General features: G+C 45.1%; 16 protein-coding genes. 10 read left to right on the forward strand and 6 right to left on the reverse strand.

Annotated elements, in window-relative coordinates; genetic code table 11:
* Window positions 1-330 precede the first annotated feature (330 nt).
* A complete protein-coding gene (gene prs, locus BW716_RS09095) occupies window positions 331-1,257 on the reverse strand; it encodes a ribose-phosphate diphosphokinase (RefSeq protein ID WP_083722223.1) in 927 nt (308 codons plus the stop codon).
* Between the two features lie 136 nt (window positions 1,258-1,393).
* Here prs and BW716_RS09100 point away from each other — a divergent pair, with 136 nt between their 5' ends.
* A complete protein-coding gene (locus tag BW716_RS09100; protein ID WP_083722224.1) occupies window positions 1,394-2,164 on the forward strand; it encodes a carboxypeptidase-like regulatory domain-containing protein in 771 nt (256 codons plus the stop codon).
* Window positions 2,165-2,209: 45 nt separating this feature from the next.
* On the opposite strand, the gene BW716_RS09105 is transcribed toward BW716_RS09100, so the two are convergent.
* The 3 genes from BW716_RS09105 to BW716_RS09115 are packed head-to-tail and all read right to left on the reverse strand — an operon-like array spanning window position 2,210 to window position 7,706.
* A complete protein-coding gene (locus BW716_RS09105) occupies window positions 2,210-3,523 on the reverse strand; it encodes a TolC family protein (RefSeq protein WP_179091056.1) in 1,314 nt (437 codons plus the stop codon).
* A 1-nt stretch (window position 3,524) separates the two neighbouring features.
* Window positions 3,525-6,608, reverse strand: coding sequence for an efflux RND transporter permease subunit (locus BW716_RS09110; protein WP_083722226.1), 3,084 nt, complete (start codon window positions 6,606-6,608; stop codon window positions 3,525-3,527).
* Window positions 6,609-6,620: 12 nt separating this feature from the next.
* Window positions 6,621-7,706 carry an efflux RND transporter periplasmic adaptor subunit gene (locus BW716_RS09115; RefSeq protein WP_083722227.1) on the reverse strand — a complete coding sequence of 362 codons (1,086 nt, stop codon included), beginning with the start codon at window positions 7,704-7,706 and terminating at the stop codon, window positions 6,621-6,623.
* A 362-nt stretch (window positions 7,707-8,068) separates the two neighbouring features.
* Between BW716_RS09115 and BW716_RS09120 the strand changes: the two genes are divergently transcribed.
* Genes BW716_RS09120 through rnc form a run of 3 tightly spaced genes read left to right on the forward strand, consistent with a single transcriptional unit; the run spans window position 8,069 to window position 10,310 of the window.
* Window positions 8,069-8,305: an acyl carrier protein gene (locus BW716_RS09120; RefSeq protein WP_012788038.1), complete on the forward strand. Its 237-nt coding sequence runs from the start codon at window positions 8,069-8,071 to the stop codon at window positions 8,303-8,305.
* A 24-nt stretch (window positions 8,306-8,329) separates the two neighbouring features.
* Complete coding sequence (gene fabF, locus BW716_RS09125) at window positions 8,330-9,583, forward strand: beta-ketoacyl-ACP synthase II (RefSeq protein ID WP_083722228.1); 1,254 nt, start codon at window positions 8,330-8,332, stop codon at window positions 9,581-9,583.
* Window positions 9,584-9,587: 4 nt separating this feature from the next.
* A complete protein-coding gene (gene rnc, locus BW716_RS09130) occupies window positions 9,588-10,310 on the forward strand; it encodes a ribonuclease III (protein WP_083722229.1) in 723 nt (240 codons plus the stop codon).
* 12 nt (window positions 10,311-10,322) lie between these two features.
* Here the strand turns inward: rnc and BW716_RS09135 are convergent, their stop codons facing one another.
* Together BW716_RS09135 and BW716_RS09140 are read right to left on the reverse strand one after the other, a co-directional pair.
* Window positions 10,323-10,940 (reverse strand): GyrI-like domain-containing protein, encoded by a 618-nt coding sequence (locus BW716_RS09135; RefSeq protein ID WP_083722230.1) that lies wholly within the window; start codon window positions 10,938-10,940, stop codon window positions 10,323-10,325.
* Window positions 10,941-11,053: 113 nt separating this feature from the next.
* The gene (locus BW716_RS09140; protein ID WP_083722231.1) at window positions 11,054-12,028 is read right to left on the reverse strand and encodes a YafY family protein; all 975 of its coding nucleotides are present in this window, start codon (window positions 12,026-12,028) and stop codon (window positions 11,054-11,056) included.
* Window positions 12,029-12,620: 592 nt separating this feature from the next.
* Between BW716_RS09140 and BW716_RS09145 the strand changes: the two genes are divergently transcribed.
* From BW716_RS09145 to BW716_RS09170, 6 genes are all read left to right on the forward strand, one after another.
* Entirely contained in the window at window positions 12,621-13,169 is a 549-nt protein-coding gene (locus BW716_RS09145; RefSeq protein ID WP_083722232.1) for an RNA polymerase sigma factor, read from the forward strand.
* A 75-nt stretch (window positions 13,170-13,244) separates the two neighbouring features.
* The gene (locus BW716_RS09150; RefSeq protein ID WP_083722233.1) at window positions 13,245-14,309 is read left to right on the forward strand and encodes a FecR family protein; all 1,065 of its coding nucleotides are present in this window, start codon (window positions 13,245-13,247) and stop codon (window positions 14,307-14,309) included.
* Window positions 14,310-14,605: 296 nt separating this feature from the next.
* Entirely contained in the window at window positions 14,606-18,004 is a 3,399-nt protein-coding gene (locus tag BW716_RS09155) for a TonB-dependent receptor (RefSeq protein WP_083722234.1), read from the forward strand.
* 20 nt (window positions 18,005-18,024) lie between these two features.
* Entirely contained in the window at window positions 18,025-19,917 is a 1,893-nt protein-coding gene (locus tag BW716_RS09160; RefSeq protein ID WP_083722235.1) for a RagB/SusD family nutrient uptake outer membrane protein, read from the forward strand.
* A gap of 10 nt (window positions 19,918-19,927) precedes the next feature.
* Window positions 19,928-20,644: a DUF3823 domain-containing protein gene (locus tag BW716_RS09165; RefSeq protein WP_220388732.1), complete on the forward strand. Its 717-nt coding sequence runs from the start codon at window positions 19,928-19,930 to the stop codon at window positions 20,642-20,644.
* A 67-nt stretch (window positions 20,645-20,711) separates the two neighbouring features.
* Complete coding sequence (locus BW716_RS09170) at window positions 20,712-21,734, forward strand: family 43 glycosylhydrolase (protein ID WP_083722237.1); 1,023 nt, start codon at window positions 20,712-20,714, stop codon at window positions 21,732-21,734.
* Window positions 21,735-21,768 lie beyond the last annotated feature (34 nt).

Genomic DNA, 21,768 nt, shown 5'->3' on the forward strand with positions numbered 1-21,768 from the left:
TGATTCTTTTACTCAATTATAATACAATCGAAAGCGCCGGTACAATGAACCAGCTCAGGATTATTTCTTAGAGTTGACTGTAAAATGCCGTAATAAGTGGCGTTTACAGTGTTGGTCTATAGGTGTGAGAATGCAACATCCGCATATAGTAATTCCATGCCTCTCACTTGCAGTGAAGCACCCCTTCAAACAAATCAAAATTCTTTTATGGTCTCTGTGTTTGTTGCGCAGCACTACTCTACAGCTCATCCTTTTTCCAGGACGCTGTATATCAAACACCTTGCCAACGGCAGGTGTAGGAATTGTGCAGTAGTACTCACATGAGAATGATTACCCGTGTTGTTGGAAGTAGTCTACAATAATCTTATCTACTGATTTTACAATAAGCAAATCATCTTTTATGTGCAATGCATTGGGGTGTGTATCTGCACAAATCACTTTCTTAATGATGCCGCTTTTCTTGATCTTATCAAATCCTCCACCGGCAAAGATCCCATGGGTTGTAATTACTGAAATGGATTTTGCACCTGCATCAAGGTAAGATTGTGCTGCATGTATGAGTGAGCCGCCTGTGCGAATCATATCGTCATAGATGATCACATTTTTATTTTCTACTTCAGCACTGATAGCGGTAATTTGTGTGGTGTCGCCAGAGAGACGTTTTTTAAATACGAATGCAGCTTCCACATGCAGATCATTTGCGAGTGATTCTACCCACTTGGCTCTACCTGCATCGGTGCTGGCGAGTACAAATGGTTCACCTCCTCCTAATTCCATTGCAGCTTCTTTGACCAGGTCTTTGCCATACAGGTGTACGGGTCTTACCCCACTCTCAAAGTAGTAAGTGATACCATCTACATGGAGGTCCATGAGCAATACTTTGTTGCCACTATTAGTAGCGGGCAGGGCAGAAAAAAGTAATGCCCGGGTTTTGGCTTTTACGATTTCCCCGGATTTAACGGCTCTTTCCATGGTGGAGTAGCCAAAGAAGGGGATCACGAGGTTCAGTGAATGGGCATCTTCCTGGATACAGCCATGGGCGATATCGAAGAGTTCCAGGGTTTCTTTATCATCAATAGTACCTCCCAGCACTATGACCTCCTTGTCGTGTACCTGGCTCCGGATACGGTGATAATGCTCCCCGTCCGGAAAGTCACGGATTTCCAGTTTACCTTCCTCCCAGTGGGGAGCCAGCGCCATAATACGGTCTTTGAGGTACTGATAGCGCTGTGTTGCAAAAATGATCTTCTGAGGCATAGTGTTTGGAATATATGAGGGTTAAAATTAATTATTTATAAATAAATGGTATGTTTTACAGCCATTAACCCCGATTTTTGAACATTAATCTATATTTTTAACGTTTCATTTGCGAGGGGAAATTTATTTTTGAGCGATGCCTAGACGAATTAAAACGCTTCCCGCTTGGCTTGGAGCACTATTTTTTAGCCTGTTTTTCTGTCTGCAGCACGCAAGTGCGCAGGTCAGAGTGTCGGGTCTAATCACTGACATTGACAATAGACAGGGTATTCCAAATGTTAGCATTATCAACAAAAAGACACGAACAGGTGCTTTGGGAAGTGAGAGTGGACGTTTTGAAATTGATGCGATGCCGGGAGATACCCTGGAGTTTTCCATGTTGACGTATGAAAAGAAATTTGTAGCAGTACCTTCTTCTTCCATGTTCATTAATGTTTATATGACTAAGAGGATCCTCGATATTCAGCGGGTAGATGTGCGGGGAAGGAACTATGTGAAGGATTCGGCGGCTACGAGGCAGGAATATGCAAAGTATTTTGGGTATAAGAAGCCAGGGGCGATGGATGTGTTGAAGACATTGCCGTCACACCCGATCACGGCGTTGACGTACCTGGTGCCTAGTAAGACGAGGAAGCGGAATGAACACTTTAAGGAGCAGTTGGTGTATTGGGAGAAGGAAAAGTATATAGATAACAGGTATAGTCCGGAGTTGGTGGAGAGGATGACGCATTTGAACGGGACTGAGTTGGATAGTTTTATGATGAGGTATAGGCCGGGGTACCAGTTTATGCAGGATGCGACGGAGTATGATTTGATGGTGTATATAAAGAATAGTTATGCACAGTATCAGAAGGATAAGGCGACGGGGAATTTGCCGCCGGTGAAGAAGGAGGAGGAGCAGGAATAAAGAAATTTTAAATAAGAAAAGGGGCAACCGAAGGTGCCCCTTTCCTTATTTAATCAAATCACCATTGAGGCGGAGTAATTCTGTTTCTGCGAGTTTGATATTGTATCGTGCATTGATTAACCTATTATAAGCATCTTCCAAACTTTGTTGCGCCTCTTTCACTTCAATTGTTGTGGATACCCCTTGTTTGAACCGTTCTAAAGCGACCATCGCATTCTCCCTCGCCAACCCTAAATTCTCTTCCTCTAAGTCTACCGCTGTCTTGTAGTATTCATAATCCTTGAATGCATTGCTTAGCGCCATATTTACCTTTGTGCGGGTATTTTCCAGCGAGAGCTGCTGATAGCTTACATTCAGCTGCGCATTCTTTACCTGACGATGTACATTCAAACCATTGAAGATGGGAATCGTGGCAGAGAAACCATAGTTCAATACCCCATTCTGATTGAAGATAGGACTGAATGAGTTGGTCGCTGCATTCGAATTTACCTTTGTAAAATTGTAACCGGAGTTGAAGCTGATAACAGGAAAATAATCACCTTTACTTTCTTTCAGCGCCAGCTCGGAAACCTGCAGGTTTTGTTTTGCCACCATCAGACTGGTGTTGCGTTGTAGCATCTCATCTCTCAGTTTTCCATAGGCAAGATCGGTGTTTAACGGAATGCTATCCTGTACTTCGTACTGTGTATTTCCACCTTCTATCACCATGTACTGATTCAATATCACTTTGCCCTGATCGATCACCGTCTGCTGCCGCAGGTAAGACGCTTTCAATGCATTGTAATCTACTTTTGATTGCAACCAATCGGTCTTGGGTCCTAACCCCGTCTGAAATTTTGCATCAGACAATTTCACTCTTTCATCTGCAATAGACAATTGTTCTGAGAGGTTATGTAGTTGTTGTTTGCCCTGCACCACTGCATAGTAACTTGCTATTACATTGGCTACAGTCGTCATCAACTGATCTTTTAGGGTGGCATCTCCCAGGTCACGTATGGCCTCCAGTTTTTGCCGGGTAGCAAACATTTTCAACCCGTCAAAGAGTGTCCATGACAAGGTCACATTGCCTGTTAAGTTATTACTATGAATCCCACTGGTATCCCGCTTGGAGCCATTTACAAACTCCTGTTTGGTACGGGTGGTATTCCACACCTTTGAAGCGGTTCCATTCACCCTCGGTGCAAACGCCCAGTTTGCATAGGCATAATCGTTAGCTGCAATGGCGGCATCATTCTTTGCCAGCCGTATATCATAGTTGTTTTTTAATGCCAGATCTATTGCCTGCTCCACCGTCAGCACCTGCTGTGCAGATAGATGGAAGACGGGTAGCAACAGGCAGAATATGAGGATACGTTTCATGTCAATCATTTACTGGTTCTGTTACTGGTTTTCTTCTGCTCAGGAATATGTACATCGCCGGAATCACAAATAGGGTCAGTACCAATGAGAAGACGATACCACCTACGATTACAATACCCAAAGGAATACGACTCGTGGCCGCTGCACCCAGTGACATAGCAATTGGTAATGCACCCAATGCCATCGCAAGGCTCGTCATCAGAATAGGACGCAAACGCATGGTCGCCGCTATTATTGCAGCCGTTGCTTTTTCCAGTCCTTCATCCCGTTTGTGATTCGCAAACTCTACGATCAGGATACCATTCTTCGTCACCAATCCGATCAACATAATTACCCCGATCTGTGAGAAGATATTCCATGTCTGACCAAAGACCCACAGTGAGAACAACGCTCCTGCAAATGCCAGTGGCACTGTGAGCATAATGATAAACGGATCGACCCAGCTCTCAAACTGTGCTGCCAACACCAGGTAGATCAATACCAACGCCAGCACTAATGCAAACATGGTATTGGAACCACTTTCTGCATAGTCTCTGGAAGATCCTGACAATGCTGCATTGTAAGAATCGTCGATCACGCCTTTCTTTTGCAGGTCATTATAAATCCGGTACATAGCATCGATACCATCCCCAATTGTCTTACCCGGTGCCAGCCCCGCAGAAATAGTAGCAGATTTATAACGATTGAAGTGATAAATAATCGGCGGACTTGTTTCTTCAGAAATCGTTACTACGTTATCCAGCTGAATAGCCTCTCCCCTGCTATTGCGTACATAGAAGTTCTGCAGGTCAGTAGGTTTATCGCGATTGCCACGGAATACCTGACCCATTACCTGGTACTGCTTACCGTTGCGGATAAAGTAACCATAGCGCACATTACTCAAAGCAAGTTGCAGGGTTTGTGAAATGTCATCCACAGATACACCCAGTTCACTCGCCTTGGCACGATTGATCAGAATACGCAATTCAGGTTTATTGAACTTCAGGTCCACATCCACACCTGAGAAGGTCGGATCACTGTTCGCCTCATCGAGGAAGAGCGGCAATACCCTTGTTAAACTATCGAAGTTGATATGCTGCAATACAAAAGATACAGGCAAACCACTACGACGACCTACCTGAATGGTTTGCTGTTCAATGGCGAACACCTTTCCTTCGGAGAACCTGAACATATTCCGGTTCACCATGTTCACAATTTCCTTTTGAGAACGGGTTCGCTCAGTTGGTTCAGTGAGCACCACATTCGCAAAGCCACTGTTCACCGCACCACCGCCACTAAAGCCGGGTGCAGTCACAGTCAGTACGATATTTTTTTCAGGAATGGAATCGATCATAAACTGGGTTAACCCATCCATGTACCGTTCCATATAGTCGTAAGAAGTACCTTCCGGAGCTGAGATAGAAAGACGGAACTGGCTACGGTCTTCAATCGGCGCCAGCTCTGACTGCAGGTTGCGGAATATGACGTAAATCATGGCCACACACCCTAAAATAATCAGGATAGCTATCCAGCGCACTTTCATGAATTTCTCCAGGGCGCTCTGGTAACTATCTTCCATCCAGGTAAAGAACGGTTCCGTTTTGGTATAAAACCAGGAGTGGGTATGCTTTTTACGACCCAGCTTCACATTCAATACGGGTGTCAACGTGAGGGATACAAATGCAGAGATGAGTACTGCTCCTGCTACCACAATCCCAAACTCCCTGAACAGGCGGCCTACGAACCCCTGCAGGAATACAATCGGCAGGAATACGAATGCCAGCGTGATACTGGTTGCGATAACGGCAAAGAATATTTCTTCAGAACCTTCCTTCGCTGCCTGCATACGTGGCATGCCTGCTTCAATCTTTTTATAGATATTTTCCGTGACCACGATCCCATCATCCACCACCAATCCTGTAGCGAGTACGATTGCCAGCAGTGTCAATATATTAATGGTGAAGCCACACATATACATAATAAAGAATGCTGCAATGAGGGATACCGGGATATCCACCAATGGACGGAAGGCCATGAGCCAATCGCGGAAGAAGAGGTAGATGATGAGGATCACCAGCACCAGTGCCACGACAAGGGTTTCTTCCACTTCTTCGATAGACTTGCGGATAAAGCGGGTGTTATCGATAGCGATATTCGTGCTCAGATCCGGTGGCAGGTCTTTTTTCAGCTGTTCATATCTTTTATAGAATTCATCGGTGATGGCTACATAGTTAGAACCCGGTTGTGGGGTAAGGGCCAGGGCGATCATGGGCACACCTGATTCTTTCAGAATCGTTTCTTCATTTTCAGGACCTAATACTGCCTGACCAATATCCCTGAAATGAATGACGCTGCTATTGACATTTTTAATAATCAGGTTATTAAAATCTTCTTCCGTATTCAAACGGCCAAAAGTGCGTACTGTCAGTTCAGTGGCATTACCGGCAATTTTACCGGAGGGAAGTTCTACGTTTTCTCTGGCCAGCGCAGCCTGTACATCGGAAGGTGTGAGGCTATAAGCAGAGAGGCGGGCAGGATCCATCCAGAGACGCATGGCATATTTCTTTTCGCCAAGTATACGGATAGAGCTAACGCCGGGAATGGTCTGGAGTCTTTCCAGCAGCACGTTGTTCGCATATTCCGTGATCTCCAGCTGATTGCGGGTATTGCTCTGCAATGTCATGGAGAGGATATAGTCGGAATTCGCATCTTCTTTGGATACCACAGGAGGAGCATCGATATCGGGAGGCAGGTTACGGAGTGCCTGTGATACTTTATCACGCACGTCGTTGGTAGCCGCTTCGAGGTCTATACCCAGTTCAAATTCAACTGTGATATTGGAAGTTCCCTGGCTACTGCTGGACGATATATTTTTGATACCGGCTATCCCGTTGATAGATTTCTCGAGGGGCTCGGTGATCTGTGTTTCAATAATATCTGAATTGGCGCCTGCATAGGAGGTGCGTACGTTTACAATGGGAGGATCTATGGCAGGGAAGTCTCTTACCCCCAGAAAGTTGAAGCCTACGATGCCAAAGATGACAATGATAATGTTCATCACGATGGCAAACACGGGACGTTTGAGCGATAGAGAGGGAAGGCTCATGGTCTAGTTTATTTAATTGATCTTGTTATACTTCAGTACCATACCGGGTTTGAGTTGCAACATACCGCTGGTGATCACGGTATCGCCTTTGCTAAGACCGCTGATAATCTGTACGTTGTCAGCATCGCGGAGATCTGTTTCCACGACTACAAATTTTGCTTTGCCCTGGTCAGCGACGATCACTTTCTTATCGCGGGTACCTGGAATGATGGCCTGCGAAGGGATCATGAGGGCATCGGGCATATTGCGGAGAGCGATCTGTACGTTTGCAAAAGCACCGGGCAGTAACTGACCGGGGTTTGGAACGATGGCTCTTAATTTGATAGTACGTGTAGTGAGGTCGATTTTAGGATCAATTGCGTAAATCTGTCCTTTATAAGAATGGGTGTCGCCGGCAACTTTGAAATCAACAGCATCGCCTTGTTTGATAGCGTTGCGGTATTTTTCAGGTACGGTGAAATCCACCTTGAGGGGATCGATTTGCTGGAGGGTGGTGATAACAGTGGTATTGTTGACGATGGCTCCCAGGGAAATATTACGGAGTCCAAGCCGGCCATTGAAGGGAGCTCTGAGTTCCGTTTTTTGAAGCAGCGTACGGGTATAGTCCATATCTGCTCCGTAGGCGCTGACCTGGTTGCGGGTAACGTCTACATCCTGGCGGCTGATACCATTGATTTTCAGTAGGTTTTCCTGTCTTTCGAGGGTAGTTTTGGCCAGTTGTTGCTGCAATTGCAGTTTAGCCAGCTGTGCTTTAAGATCTTCGTCATAGATTTTGACGAGGAGGGTGCCTTTGGCTACCTGGGTGCCTTCTTTGAAGAAGAGGCCAGTGACTTTGCCGGTAATTTCGGGTTGGATCTGGACTTCTTCGTTGCTTTGGAGGGTCCCGCTCGCATTAATAACTTCATTAAGGGAGGAGGTATGTACAATAAAAGCGTCTACCAGCAAGGGTTTGTTCCCTTTGCTACCACGTACAGTTTCTTTGTTGGGTGCTGCATCTTCTTTTTTAGGAGCAGCAAACCTGGTATAGATAATACCGATAATAACTACAGCCAGGATCAGGTAAACGACTGTTTTCAGGAACTTTTTGTTACCAGTCATTTGTTCGCATATTTATGTTGTAGGGGATATCGCCCGGGCAAATTTAATAAAAGCCCCTGCTGATAGGGAGGTTCATGTGTTAATTAAAGTTAATCGACCTTTAACCGTATATAGGAGGCATAAAAGGAGGTTGAATGGCAAATGTGGGCATTATTATATGTGTACATTGAAGCATATACGGTGTGGTAAGGGGGTATTTTCCAGGGATGGGGAGAATTCGGAATATCTGTCTAATCCTTTGTGGGGATGGATTTAGTATCTATAACACTAAAGTAAATTGGGTAAAATTCGGCTCTGTTCTTGTCAATTCAATAAAAATTATATTTTTGCACTCAAGTTTTAAACCAAAAACACTTAAAATTATGTCAGACATTGCATCAAGAGTTAAAAAGATCATTATTGACAAATTGGGCGTTGACGAAGCTGAGGTAACTCCTGAAGCCTCCTTCACCAACGACCTGGGCGCTGACTCTTTGGATACGGTAGAACTGATCATGGAATTCGAAAAAGAATTCAACATCTCCATTCCTGACGAACAAGCTGAAACTATTACTACTGTTGGCCAGGCAGTTGCTTACCTGGAAGAACATGTAAAATAATCCTACTTAATCAGATTTGTTTTAATGCAACCAAGACGAGTAGTCGTTACAGGTTTAGGCGCACTTACACCGCTCGGCAATTCCGTATCCGAATACTGGAAGGGATTGACGGACGGTGTATCCGGTGCCGGGCCTATTACACAATTTGATGCTTCCAAGTTCAAAACCCGTTTTGCTTGCGAACTGAAGAACTTTGATGCGACCAATTACCTGGACAAGAAGGAAGCCCGTAAAATGGATCCCTTCACACAGACGGCTGTTATAGCCGCTGACCAGGCTGTGCAAGATGCCGGGATTGACCGTAATTCTGTCGATATGGACAGGGTTGGGGTTATCTGGGGATCTGGTATTGGCGGTATGATCAATTTTTGTCAGGAAATGAAAGATTTCGGTCAGGGCGACGGAACTCCCCGTTTTAGTCCTTTCCTGATAGCCCGGTTAATTATCGACATTGCTGCAGGGCACATTTCCATTCGCCACGGTTTTAGAGGACCTAATTTCTCTGTGGTGTCTGCCTGTGCTTCAGCTACCAATGCCATTATAGAGGCGATGCAGTACATCAGGTACGGCAGAGCGGATGTAATGATCACCGGAGGATCTGAAAACGTTATAAACGATGCCTGTGTAGGTGGTTTTAACGCTATGAAGGCCCTATCTGAACGGAATGATGACCCATCCACTGCCTCCAGACCCTTTGACCTGAACCGTGATGGGTTCGTAATGGGCGAAGGTGCAGGAGCACTGGTGCTAGAATCCTATGAACATGCGATTGCTAGAGGTGCCAAAATTTATGCTGAACTGGCAGGAGGTGGCGCAACAGCAGATGCCTATCATATCACAGCACCCCATCCAGAAGGATTAGGCGCTATGAACGTCATGCGAATGGCGCTGTTAGACGCTGGACTGCAACCCAATGCAATTGACTACATTAACGTACACGGTACTTCTACTCCTTTGGGAGATGTTGCCGAAGTAAAAGCGATCCAACAGGTATTTGGTGAAGATGCATATCGAATGAATATCAGCTCTACCAAGTCTATGACCGGTCACTTATTAGGCGCTGCCGGTGCAATTGAGTCGATTGCGGCTATCATGTCTGTCATACATGGTATTATTCCTCCTACCATTAATCATTTTACGGATGATCCTGAACTGGACTCCAAATTAAATTTTACCTTTAACGTCGCACAACATAGAGAAGTAAACGCTGCATTAAGCAATACCTTCGGTTTTGGAGGGCATAATGCATCCGTGATTTTCAAAAAATTTGTTGCTTGATTGTGTGAAATTACTGCCAGGATTTTTATATCGATTTGTATCCGGTAAGAGAAGTCTTTACAAGGATCTGTATAACCTGCTGGGCTTTGCCCCAGGCAATTTCTCATTGTATGAAGTGGCGCTGAGCCACCGCTCAAGCAAGGAGAAGTTTCTGGAGAGCAATGAGCGGCTGGAATACCTGGGGGATGCCATTCTTGGTGCCATTGTTGGCGATTACCTCTTCAAGAAGTATCCTTATAAGACAGAAGGCTATCTCACCGAAATGCGGTCCAAGATTGTGAACCGCCAGCAGCTTAATGATATTGCTATCAAGATGGGATTGCGAAAGCTCACCATTTATGATAAGTACAATAGCTTTCTGAAGATTTCCCAGATCTTCGGTAATACGCTTGAGGCCCTGGTCGGCGCTGTATACCTTGACAAAGGGTATAACCGTACCAAACAGTTTGTGCACCAACGCATTATTATGCCTTACATCGATCTGGAAATGCTTGAAAGTGTGGAAATGAACCACAAAAACAAGCTGTACGGATGGGCGAATAAGCATGGCAAAGTACTGGAGTTCGACCTGCTGGAAGAACAAATGGACAATGGCCGCCGCATCTTTACTGTAGGTGCAGTAGTAGATGGGGAGCTCATTTGCAGCGGTAAGGCGTTCAATAAGAAAGATGCCAGCCAGATTGCGGCACAGCAGGCGATAGAGTTGCTGGGGCTGGGGGAAAAGTAACCCGTTTCTCTGTTATTTTACCGGTTGTCTTAAAATTGTTTTCAGTTTTTCCGGCGCAGTTTTGCGTGGGTCACTGAGGTATATCTCATGGTGGCGGCCATTCCAGGTCAGCCCTTTTTCTTTCATAAAGTCGTGTAGTAACTGTAAGGATACCGGTTCGGTAGCGTAGGGACCTGTGTGCAGGATCTGTATGCTTTGGCCTTCGGCCAGGGTTTGGAGGTATACCTGGTTGAAGTATTGAATGGGTTTCTTTTGATAAGCCCTTTTCAGGATGTTTTTGACATCATTCTTGTTGATGAAGTCAGGCATGCGGATGAGGAGCTGCCAGTGCCATTGGTCACGGGGTATCTGCATAACTTCATTGAAATCTTTATAGTTTTCCACATCGTTTACCCACCAGAGGCCTTCGAGTTTACAGACTACGAAGTCTAGCTCCATCTTCTTATAATGCATTTTGATGCCGTAAGCACCTGTGTACAGGGCTTGTGTACATGCGGCGAAATGCTCGCCGTTTGGGTCGCCCTGGCCTTCGATGGAGAGGTAATGACCGGGGGGGACGAAGAGGAGGGCCGGTTTGGAGGTGGCGGTGTAGAGTTCTTTATAGGTTTTTGTGAGGTCGAGTTTGGACATATGCATTAGCGTTGATAATGCAAAGGAAGATATGGGGAGTGACAGCGTTATGTCAGTAGCGTTCAAAAAGTTGGGATTGCTTCGTAATCCCAACTTTTTGAACGTCGGATCGTTTATCGGATCGCGGAGCGATCCGATAAATATTGTTCGGATATTTCGATGGCAAGTAAGCGCATATGTTCCTTTAATTCCTCCGGACCTATAATCTCCACTTCTTTTCCCATCGTTAACACCCATTTCCCAAACCAATCCAGATGAGAAGTCAGGAACACCATCTCTACACACTCTCCTATTGTCTGCTCCTCCATCAACCCATAATAAAACCGCTGATTCCCCAGCTTTCTCGCCATACCCGCACTAAACCGCAGCTTCACTACATGAGGATAAGCAGCAGGCTCCGCATATTTTTCCATGTATTCCTTTAAAGAAATGTGCCGATCCCTGTCATAAGAAACATCTGTAACAGCCAGGTTTCGGATGCGATCCATCCTGAAATTGCGATAAGCATGGCGTAGTCTGCACCAGGCAATGAGGTACCAGTACCCCATCATATATATAATACCAATGGGTTCTATCTCTCTATGTGTCAGTGTTTCGCTGTGCAGGGCAAAGTAATCCAGTTTGAGCATAAGGTGCTTGCCCAGTGCATGTTGAATATCTGAGAGGAAGCGGTTTGGAAACTCACTATCTTCCGGAGCCCTGCGGGCAACGACCGCAATATTCTGTTCCAACGATTCCAGGAAATCTTTCTCACTGGTCCGCAGCACAGCCCTGATCTTCTGCATGGCATTGCCAAATTGTTTTTTATTGGAATGATCACTTAACTGGGCCATCAGCTTCTCTCCTGTCAGCAACGCAGCTGCCTCTTCCCTGTTAAACATCACCGGTGGCAGGTGATATCCTTCTACCAGATAATAACCTGTACCAGCCTCCGCACCCACAGGTACGCCTGCTTCCTGCAGGGCCCTGACATCGCGATATACAGTCCTGAGGCTGATTTGAAAGCGTTCTGCTATCTCAGCAGCCTTCACTATTTTCTTGCCCTGTAGTTGAATAAGTATGGCGGAAAGCCGGTCAATCCTGTTCATAGCAGGTAATTTAGAAATAAATTGAAAAAAAAATCGAAACCCGTTAAACTTCGGATATTAATCACCGTCTTATATACAGAAAATATTTGAGAGCAAAACTTTAGAGAAACGATTTGAAGTATAGAAAGTGAGAAAAAGTCTAAGCCTCTGAAAAATATTTAAAATTTTGATGCTACAGTACAGAATATAGGTTAAATGGTAAGTCCCTGGAATTTTTTCCGGGGACCTTTTTTTTATAGAGATTGCTGCGGCCTGGACTAATTTATTCACCTATTTGATCATGTAAGTATCATTCTAATTCTACCGTTATCACCTCCCCATATTATTTAGAATCATTAACTTATGATTAACAGATTTGCAAAAGATTCATTCTAATTTTGTTTCAAGCAAAATTCAAATGAGTTTTTTTAATGGTTAATTTGGGGAGGGCCTGATATTTATCAGGCCCCGTTTTTTTTGGTATAACTCATCCCGGGATAAGCAATGATTCGTAAATGATTTTTATAGTTCGTAGTTTAGTCCCCGCAGCCAGTGAGAATGGACTGGTGAACCATACTATTACTTCAGGTGATACTTTTTTAAATCAGGTAAATTGGGGTCTGGAAATAGCTATCAGTCATTCATAGCGGAAGAGGTACTGTGGAATGCCTTTAGACAGGACGACGAACAGGCCTTTAGTGAGATGTACAGGCGTTTTTCTGCTGTATTGTATAACTACGGCTACCACCTTGCGGGAGATGCTGCACAGGTGCAGGATGCCATGCAGGATCTTTTTGCCGATCTCTGGCGTACAAGGCATAATCTCTCAGCGACTACTTCTGTCAAATACTATCTTTTCAGGTCTTTGCGGAGGCGTTTGCACCGGTTATCGGATGCAAAGGCAGCCCTGGCCCTTGATTGGTCATTGCAGGAGGAGTCTTCGGCAGAGGATTTGCGCATTATGAGCGAAGAGGATCTGTTGCAACAGCTTCGTTTGCAAAAAGCCATGCGACAATTGCCAGTCAGGCAACAGGAGGCTATCCGCCTCCGGTTTTATGATAATTTTAGCTGGGAAGAGATTTCCGGGATTATGGGCGTCAATGAGCAATCTGTTCGTAATCTGGTACAGCGTGCGGTAGTCAAATTGAGAGAGCTGCTGTAGCCCCCAAAAAGTTTTTTTAAAAAAACTTTAACATAAGTGAGTTAAAAACCCCCTTCCCCGTCTTTATATCTATACATGGATTACTCAAACTTCGATACCGCCGATTTTGTAACCGACGACAGTTTCGTCGCCTGGGTGAAATATGGCGAAAACGCAGCCCATTGGGAATCCATCGCCCGAAATTTTCCTGATCAGCGAGCCGCTATATTGCAGGCCCGTGCCATTATTCTGGCAGCGTCACAGCTTCCTGCATTTGGTTTGAAGGAAAATGTCGATGCCGCTATCTGGCAAAATATCCGCGAAAGCATGGATACGCCACAACAACCAGTGCGGAGACTCCGCCCCTTGTATATGGCTGCCGCTGCTGTGCTCATCGCCCTGGTAGCTACCACCGTTATGTGGTATACCCTGCACAAGCCGGATCACAGTACTTACCATGAACTGGTGGCAAAAGCTGAAACAGCTAAAAACACTTTTGTTGAGCGTATCAACAAAGGCAGGAAACCCGAAACTGTCAGCCTTCCCGATGGTAGTTCTGTGGTGTTGCAACCCCGCGCCCGGATCAGTTATTCCACCTGTCTCACTGGCAAATGCCACCGTCAGGTATACCTCTCCGGTGCCGCGTTCTTTGAAGTAAAAAGAAACATTGAACCTTTTGTAGTATATGCCAACGAAATGGTAATCAACGTCCTTGGTACCTCATTTATGGTCAGAGCCTATGATGAAGATACCCTGGTAAGTGTAGCAGTAAAAACCGGAAAAATTGCTATTTCAATACAACCAAAAGCGAACGATGCCCGGGCAAATTTATCTGCCAATCAGCAGGCGATACTGAAACGCTCCACTCATGCGTTAGATGTATTGCCAATGTCTGTAGCAGTATCTGCCCAGCCAACTATAACTGAGCTGTACTCGTTTGTATTCGCAGATGCCCCTGCAGATAGTGTGCTGACCCTGTTGGAAAAAGCCTATGGTGTTCATATCAACTATGATAAAAACCTGATGGCTGGCTGTAGACTCACTGCCTCCCTGGATGACGAACCACTAAAGGAAAAATTAAAGCTTATTTGTCAGGCTCTGGAAGCAAACTGTACGATCGAAGGAAATGAGATTACAATTACAACCAAAGGATGTCATTAATAGTGTTCACGTACGCGTAGCTAATAAGGAATGTAGAGAGTTCCCCCGTTGACACACTATTCCACGAAATACGTTATTGAGAACAAACAAAAATTTACACTGATACTTATGCTTTACATCACGTAATGAAAAAGCCAGCGGTATGGCCGTACCACTGGCTGAAAGAATACTCTTGCGGCACCGCCTTATACCCGCTCCACTGGGATAAGACACCCTTTCTATTTCCCATTACAAACAGGAACACAATTCAAGTTATGAAAAAAAGACTACGAATCCATGATTTAATCTTTATGGTCATGCGTACATGCTTTTACCAGCTGCTAATTGCCACGTTATGCACCGGTCTCACATTTGCAAAGTCTACTGAGGCCCAGGAAATTCTCACCAAACCTGTATCTATCGACGCCCGTCAGCAATCTGTTGATCAGGTGCTGTCTAAAATAGAAAAACTGGCTGATGTGAAATTCCTCTATTCTTCCACGCTGATAAGCGCTTCCCGCAAAGTCAGTCTGGAAGCAAAACAGGAGCCACTGGGTAAAGTACTCGACAAGTTACTCGCTCCGTTACAACTCTCCTATCAGGTCGATGGCCGGCAAATTGTGCTCAATCGATTACGCAAGGCAGAGGAGATCACTTATTCCGCTGATGCTGCTGTACGCATCCAGGGTAAAGTGGTAGACGAAAAAGGAACACCACTCCCCGGCGTAAACGTAAAACTCAAAAATAGTACAGCCGGTGCTGTTACTGATGCCGGTGGTAATTTCGCTTTCAATGCACCGGATCTATCCGGTACCCTCATCTTCTCTTATGTAGGGTATACTTCCAAAGAAGTTGAGATCAATGGGCTGAGCGTTATCAACGTAACACTGGAACCTTCTGCTACTTCACTAAGTGATGTGGTGATCGTAGGTTATGGTACACAAAAGAAAGAATCACTCACCGGTGCGATCGCCGCTATATCTGCTAAAGATATGGGCGATGTACACGCTGGTTCTACAGTAAGTACCGTACTGGCAGGTAAACTGCCGGGTGTAACCTTCCGCATGTCCGATTCACGTCCGGGTGCGAGTGCATCTATTCAAATCCGTAACATGGGCGATCCATTGTATGTAATTGACGGTATCCAACAGGATGCAGGTCAGTTCAACAACATCGCACCGAACGATATTGAAACTATCACCGTTCTGAAAGACGCTTCTGCTGCTATCTATGGTATGCGTGCTGCGAATGGTGTAGTGGTGGTTACTACCAAGAGAGGTAAACTGAACAGCCGCAACACCATCAATCTGGCTGCATATACTGGCTGGCAGAACTGGACCCGCTTCCCTAAAGGCGTAAATGCCTATGAGTGGATGGCTGGTAAAGCTGATGCTGAAATGAACCAGTATGGTTCTACTACCATCACCAAAGAAGAACTGGAAAAATGGAAAGCAGGTACTGAACAAGGCTACAAGAGCTTTGACTGGTACAAGTTTATTGTGAAAGACAATGCTCCGCTTACAAACCTGAACCTGAACTTCAGTGGTGGTTCTGACAGGATCAACTACTATGTATCTGCCACTCACCTGAAACAATATTCTGTACTGGGCAGAGAATTCACATTCGAACGTACCAACATTCAGAGTAATATCGAGGCCAAAGTTTCTGACAACTTCAAAATCGGTGCTCAGATCAATGGTCGTGTTGAAACCCGCGACCAACCAGGTGTACCAGGTACAGATGACTACTGGGAAGCTCGTTTCGCTATTCTGCGTAACACGCCTATCGAACGGCCTTATGCAAACGATAACCCAAATTACCCAAACAACATCGGTCACAATACCGAAAACTGGGCATTACAGAATAAGAAGTTGTCCGGCTACTGGCACGAAGACTGGCGCGTATTACAGACTAACCTGACTGCGGAATACAAATTTCCCATCGATGGTCTGAGCGTAAGAGGTCTGTTCTCTTATTACTATGCAAACAGAATTATGAATGGTCACGAGTATACTTACAATGTATATACTTATGATCCGAATACTGATACTTACAATGTATCTGGCGGTAGTTCTAACCCATGGAGAGAAAGAGATAACCACACCAACCTGTCTCCTACCATTCAGTTGCAACTGAACTATGCACATTCATTTGGCAAGCATAATGTAGGGGGTACCGTAGTAGCAGAAAGAATCAAGAGAAGGGAAATCGACAACTGGCTGCATGCCGTGCCGACTACCAACGATCTGCCACTGATTTACTTCAGTACAATGGATACGTATAATGATAGTGACTTTACTACTGCCCGTCTGGGTTATATTGGCCGGTTCACTTATAACTACGACAGCCGTTATTACCTGGAAGTATCTGCAAGAAGAGATGCCTCCTGGAAGTTCGCACCTAACAAACGTTGGGGTACTTTCCCTGCTATGCAGGCTGGCTGGCGTATCAGCGAAGAGCAATTCTTCCAGCACCTCGTAGGTGGCAAGAAAACCCTGAGCGAACTGAAACTGAGAGGTTCTTATGGTAAACTGGGTGATGATGATATTCCTTTGTCTGCATATGACTATCTCTCCGGTTATAACTATAACTCTTCTACTGTCATCCTGGATGGTAAATCAGTGATCGGTTCCTCTTACAAAGGTGTTCCTATCGATAATATCTCCTGGTATGTAAGCAGAACATTGGACATCGGTGCTGACTATGGTTTATGGGACAACCGGATCAGCGGTGCGGTTGATTATTTCAAGAGAAAAAGAACGGGTCTGCTGGGTACCAAATATGATATCCTCATACCAAGTGAACTGGGTTATACACTGCCTTTAGAAAATGTGAAGAGCGATCTGGTATCCGGTGCGGAGTTTTCTATTAATTACCATGGCGAGATAAAGAAAGTACGTTTCACTGTAGGTGCTAACTTCTCTTATGCACGTTCAAAGAACCTGGATAGCTACAAACCAGTATTCCTGAACTCCATTGATCACTATCGTAACTCTGCTGAAAACAGGTACGCCAATACATTCTGGGGATATAACGTAATCGGACAATTCCAGTCACAGGACGAGATCAACAACTATAAAGTAAACGTTGACGGGGCGGGTAACAAAACATTATTACCAGGTGACCTGATTTACAAAGACTGGAATGGCGATGGGGTGATTAACGATCTGGATGTACGTCCTATTGGATGGGGTACAGGTAAAAACCCAATCATGAATGGTGGTTTCAACTTCACGGTAGCATATAGCAACTTTGATTTCAGAGCCGACTTCTCAGCAGGTACCGGTTACTCCTTCAACCGTAATTATGAAATGCGTATTCCTTACACCAACCAGGGTAACCTGCTGGCTGAGTTCTATAACGATCGCTGGCACAGGGAAGATGCTTATGATGTAAACAGCAAATGGATCCCTGGTAAATATCCTGCTCTGCGTTTCAACAATGGAGGTCATAGCAACTACAATAAGAACTCTGACTTCTGGCTGACTAACGTTCATTACATCAGGGCACGCACACTGGAACTGGGTTACACCATTCCTAAGAACATCCTTGCCAAGGCCAGGATTGAACGTTTCCGTGCTTACATCAACGCTTACAACCTGTTCTCTATCGACAATCTGCGTAAGACAGGTATAGACGCTGAAGTCTCTGATGATAACGGTCTGACCTATCCACAAAGCAAGTATGTGAATATTGGTTTTGACCTTTCTTTTTGATCCTTTAATACAGCAATTAGATGAGAAAATATCTGTTAATCATATCAGCAGCCCTTGTGTTTGTGTTTGGTTGTAAAAAGGATGCTGACTTCCTGCAAACTGACCCTTCCAATATTCTGACAGACGAAACCGTGTGGAAAAGTGAAAGTCTGGTATTGTCAGTATTGGCTGATCTCTATAACCGTTATGTAGATCAACAAACTATAACCAACTGGGCTGAGTATACGAATTTTGACGAAGCATTCCCTTCTCAGGCCAGTGAATACTGGCGTGTACAGCAGATCGACTATCCTTATGACTGGTGGAATCTGTGGGATTATGGCCAGATGCGTGACCTGAATCTCTTTATTCAGAAGTGTACTGCAGCTACTGCCTTAAGTGAAGATGCACGTACCCGTTTTTTAGGTGAAGCCCGTTTCCTGCGTGCTGCACTGTATTTTGAAGAAGTAAAACGTATGGGTGGTGTTCCTTTGATCACCGAGCCTATGACTTACGACTTTAGTGGTGATCCTACCTATCTGCAACATGCAAGAGCAAAAGAATCTGAAATATATGATTTCGTGATTGCAGAAATGGATACCATCAAAACGATGTTACCTGATGATCCTGCCACACAATCAAGAGCTACCAAAGGTGTAGCATTGGCAATGCAGGCCAGAGCAGCTTTGTATGCCGCTTCTATTGCAAAATATGGCGCAGGTACACCATCTGTAGCCACTGCCGGGGCCGAAGTAGGTATACCTGCTGATAAGGCAGCGGGCTACTATCAGAAAGCACTGGCGGCCGCACAGGAGATTATTAATGGTGGTAAGTATTCCCTTTATCAGAAGAAAGCGGAAGATCTGCAGGACAACTTCGCAGCCACTTTTTATGATAAGTCAAACAACCCGGAAGTCATCTTCGCACAGGATTTCAAATTGAAAAGCGGAAAGGTACAGGGATGGACTATCGCTAACCAGCCATGGTCTTCAGCTGAAGAGCAACAGGGTGGTCGTGTTAATCCTTCCCTTAACCTCGCTGAGCAGTTTGAAAAACTGGATAACACATATGCACCGTTTGCGACTAACTCAGGCAGCGACTATATCTACTACGAGAATCCGGGTGACATTTTCGCTGGCAGAGATGCAAGATTAGGGGGTACTATTATGCTGCCTGGTTCTAAATTCAAAGGCAAGGACCTGGATATCTGGGCTGGTATCATGTATTGGAATAATGGTGCTTACAGCATCATCAGCGGTGATACTTATGGTGAAATCGGTAACATTCCCGGTGGCCCTACAGGCGTGCAGATAGTAGGTACCGATGGTCCTATCGATGGTAAAGAATATTCTGCACAGACAGGTTTCCTGGTACGTAAGTTCATGGATCCTGCAGTAGGTTCCGGACAGCTGGGTACACAAAGTGAGGTTTGGTGGGTACGCTACCGTTATGCAGAAGTGTTGCTGAATGCAGCAGAAGCGGCTTTCGAACTGAATCAGCCTGCTGTAGCAGCTGGTTATATGAACACTGTGCGTGCAAGAGCAGGACTGACGACACCACTGACTGCTGCTGACATCACCTTTGACAGGATCGTACATGAAAGGAAAGTAGAACTGGCATTTGAAGGTCACGAAATGTTTGATAACAAACGCTGGCGCCTGGCCCATAAAGTCTGGAATGGTGAAAGCATCAGTGCAAGCGAAGTGGTATCCAACATTGGTAAAGCTGATAAAATAAATACCCAGATTTATGGTCTCTGGCCTTACAAGATTTATAATCCAGGTAGTGCAAATGATGGTAAATATGTGTTCAAAGTGGTGAAATCTGCTAACGTAACTGCCGCACACCGCTTCAACCTGGGTAATTATTACTCTTCTATCTCAGCAGACATTCTGAGTAATAATCCTAAGCTGGTAAAGAATCCTAATCAGTAAAATGAAAATTATGTTTCGTAGAAAATATATCACCGGTCTATTGATTGCCATGACTGCATTTGCATGCAAGAAGGATAATTATGATGAACCAAAGACTACCTTCAAGGGTAGTATCACTTACCAGGGAGAAGCCATTAATGTTGCTTCGCTGGCTGTATATTTTGAACTATGGGAACCAGGTTGGGGTAAGAGCGGCGCGATTGCGGTGCAGATTCAGGAAGATGGTTCTTTCTCTTCCCTCTTGTTTAACGGTAATTATAAACTGATTATCCCTGCTGGTCAGGGGCCATTCAGATCAGTGACGAATAACGCTACTAATAGCGACACTATTCCGCTGAACCTGACTGGCAGCACGACCATGAATATTGAGGTAATGCCTTATTACATGATCCGTAACCAGCAGATTGCAAAAAGTGGTACGACAGCAGCAGCTACTTTTAAACTGGAACAGATTATCACGGATGCGAATGCCAGAAGCATTGAAAACGTGTATCTTTATCTGAACCAGACGACCATCGTAGATCAAAGCAATTATAAAGTGCGGACTGCGCTGGCTGGTAGCAGTATTACTGATCTGAATAACGTAGCCATGTCTGTAGACATACCAGCTTCTATGTCATCAGTAGGTACCACGGGCGCTCAGAATTATGCATATGCAAGGATTGGGGTGAAGATTGCCGGTGTGGAAGATCTGCTTTATTCTACTATAGTTAAAATTGACCTTTAATATTTGTCATCAATGGACCGCTGAGTGCAATGAAAATTTGCATTCAGCGGTTTTTTAATTTTTGTATATGAAATCTATTATCCGGCTTTGTATCCTGCTCTGTGTCTTTGCCTGCAATGCACAGCAGAAAACCACCTTTCACAACCCCCTCCTGTCTTCCGGGCCAGATCCCTGGGTAACGTACAAAGATGGGTATTACTACTACATGCATACCGTAGGCAATCACCTGGAGCTCTGGAAAACGGCTAATATGGCAAGACTGGAAGATGCCCCTCACAAAAGCATCTGGACACCGCCTGCTACCGGACCTTATTCAAAAGACATCTGGGCGCCGGAAATCCACTTCCTGCAGGGCAAATGGTATATCTATTTTTGTGCGGATGGGGGCGACAACCAAAATCACCGCATTTATGTGCTGGAAAACAGTTCTCCCGATCCTATGGCAGGTACCTGGGAAATGAAAGGGAAGGTGGCCGATCCTTCCGATAAGTGGGCCATTGATGCGTCTGTATTTGAGCACGAACAAAAGTTGTATATGATCTGGTCTGGTTGGGAAGGGGATAACAATGGAGAGCAGGACATCTATATCGCAGAAATGAAGGATCCTCTCACGATCACGGGCCCACGGGTGCGACTCTCCCGCCCTGTCTATGACTGGGAGAAATTTGGTGACCTGAATGATCCGAACCTGCCACACGTCAATGTAAATGAGGGGCCGGAGATCCTGAAGCATGGTAATAAGCTGTTCCTGTTTTACAGTGCATCTGCCTGTTGGACAGATTATTATGCATTAGGTATGCTGGTAACGGATGGGAACAGTAACCTCCTGGATACCGCCAGCTGGAAGAAGCATGCAACGCCAATGTTCCTGCAATCACCTGAAACCGGAGTGTATGCACCGGGGCACAATTCCTTTTTTACAACTCCTGACGGCAAGCAAAACTGGATCTTGTATCATGCCAATGATCATGCAGGAGATGGGTGCGGAAACAGGCGTTCCCCCCGTATGCAATCCTTCACCTGGGACAAGGATGGGATGCCTGTTTTGGGCAAACCAGTGTCTGTAAAGACAGAATTACGAGTGCCTTAATTATTAATTTAATATGTTTCGCAATGATACATAA

This window comes from [Flexibacter] sp. ATCC 35208 (assembly GCF_001975825.1).
GTDB lineage: Bacteria > Bacteroidota > Bacteroidia > Chitinophagales > Chitinophagaceae > Chitinophaga.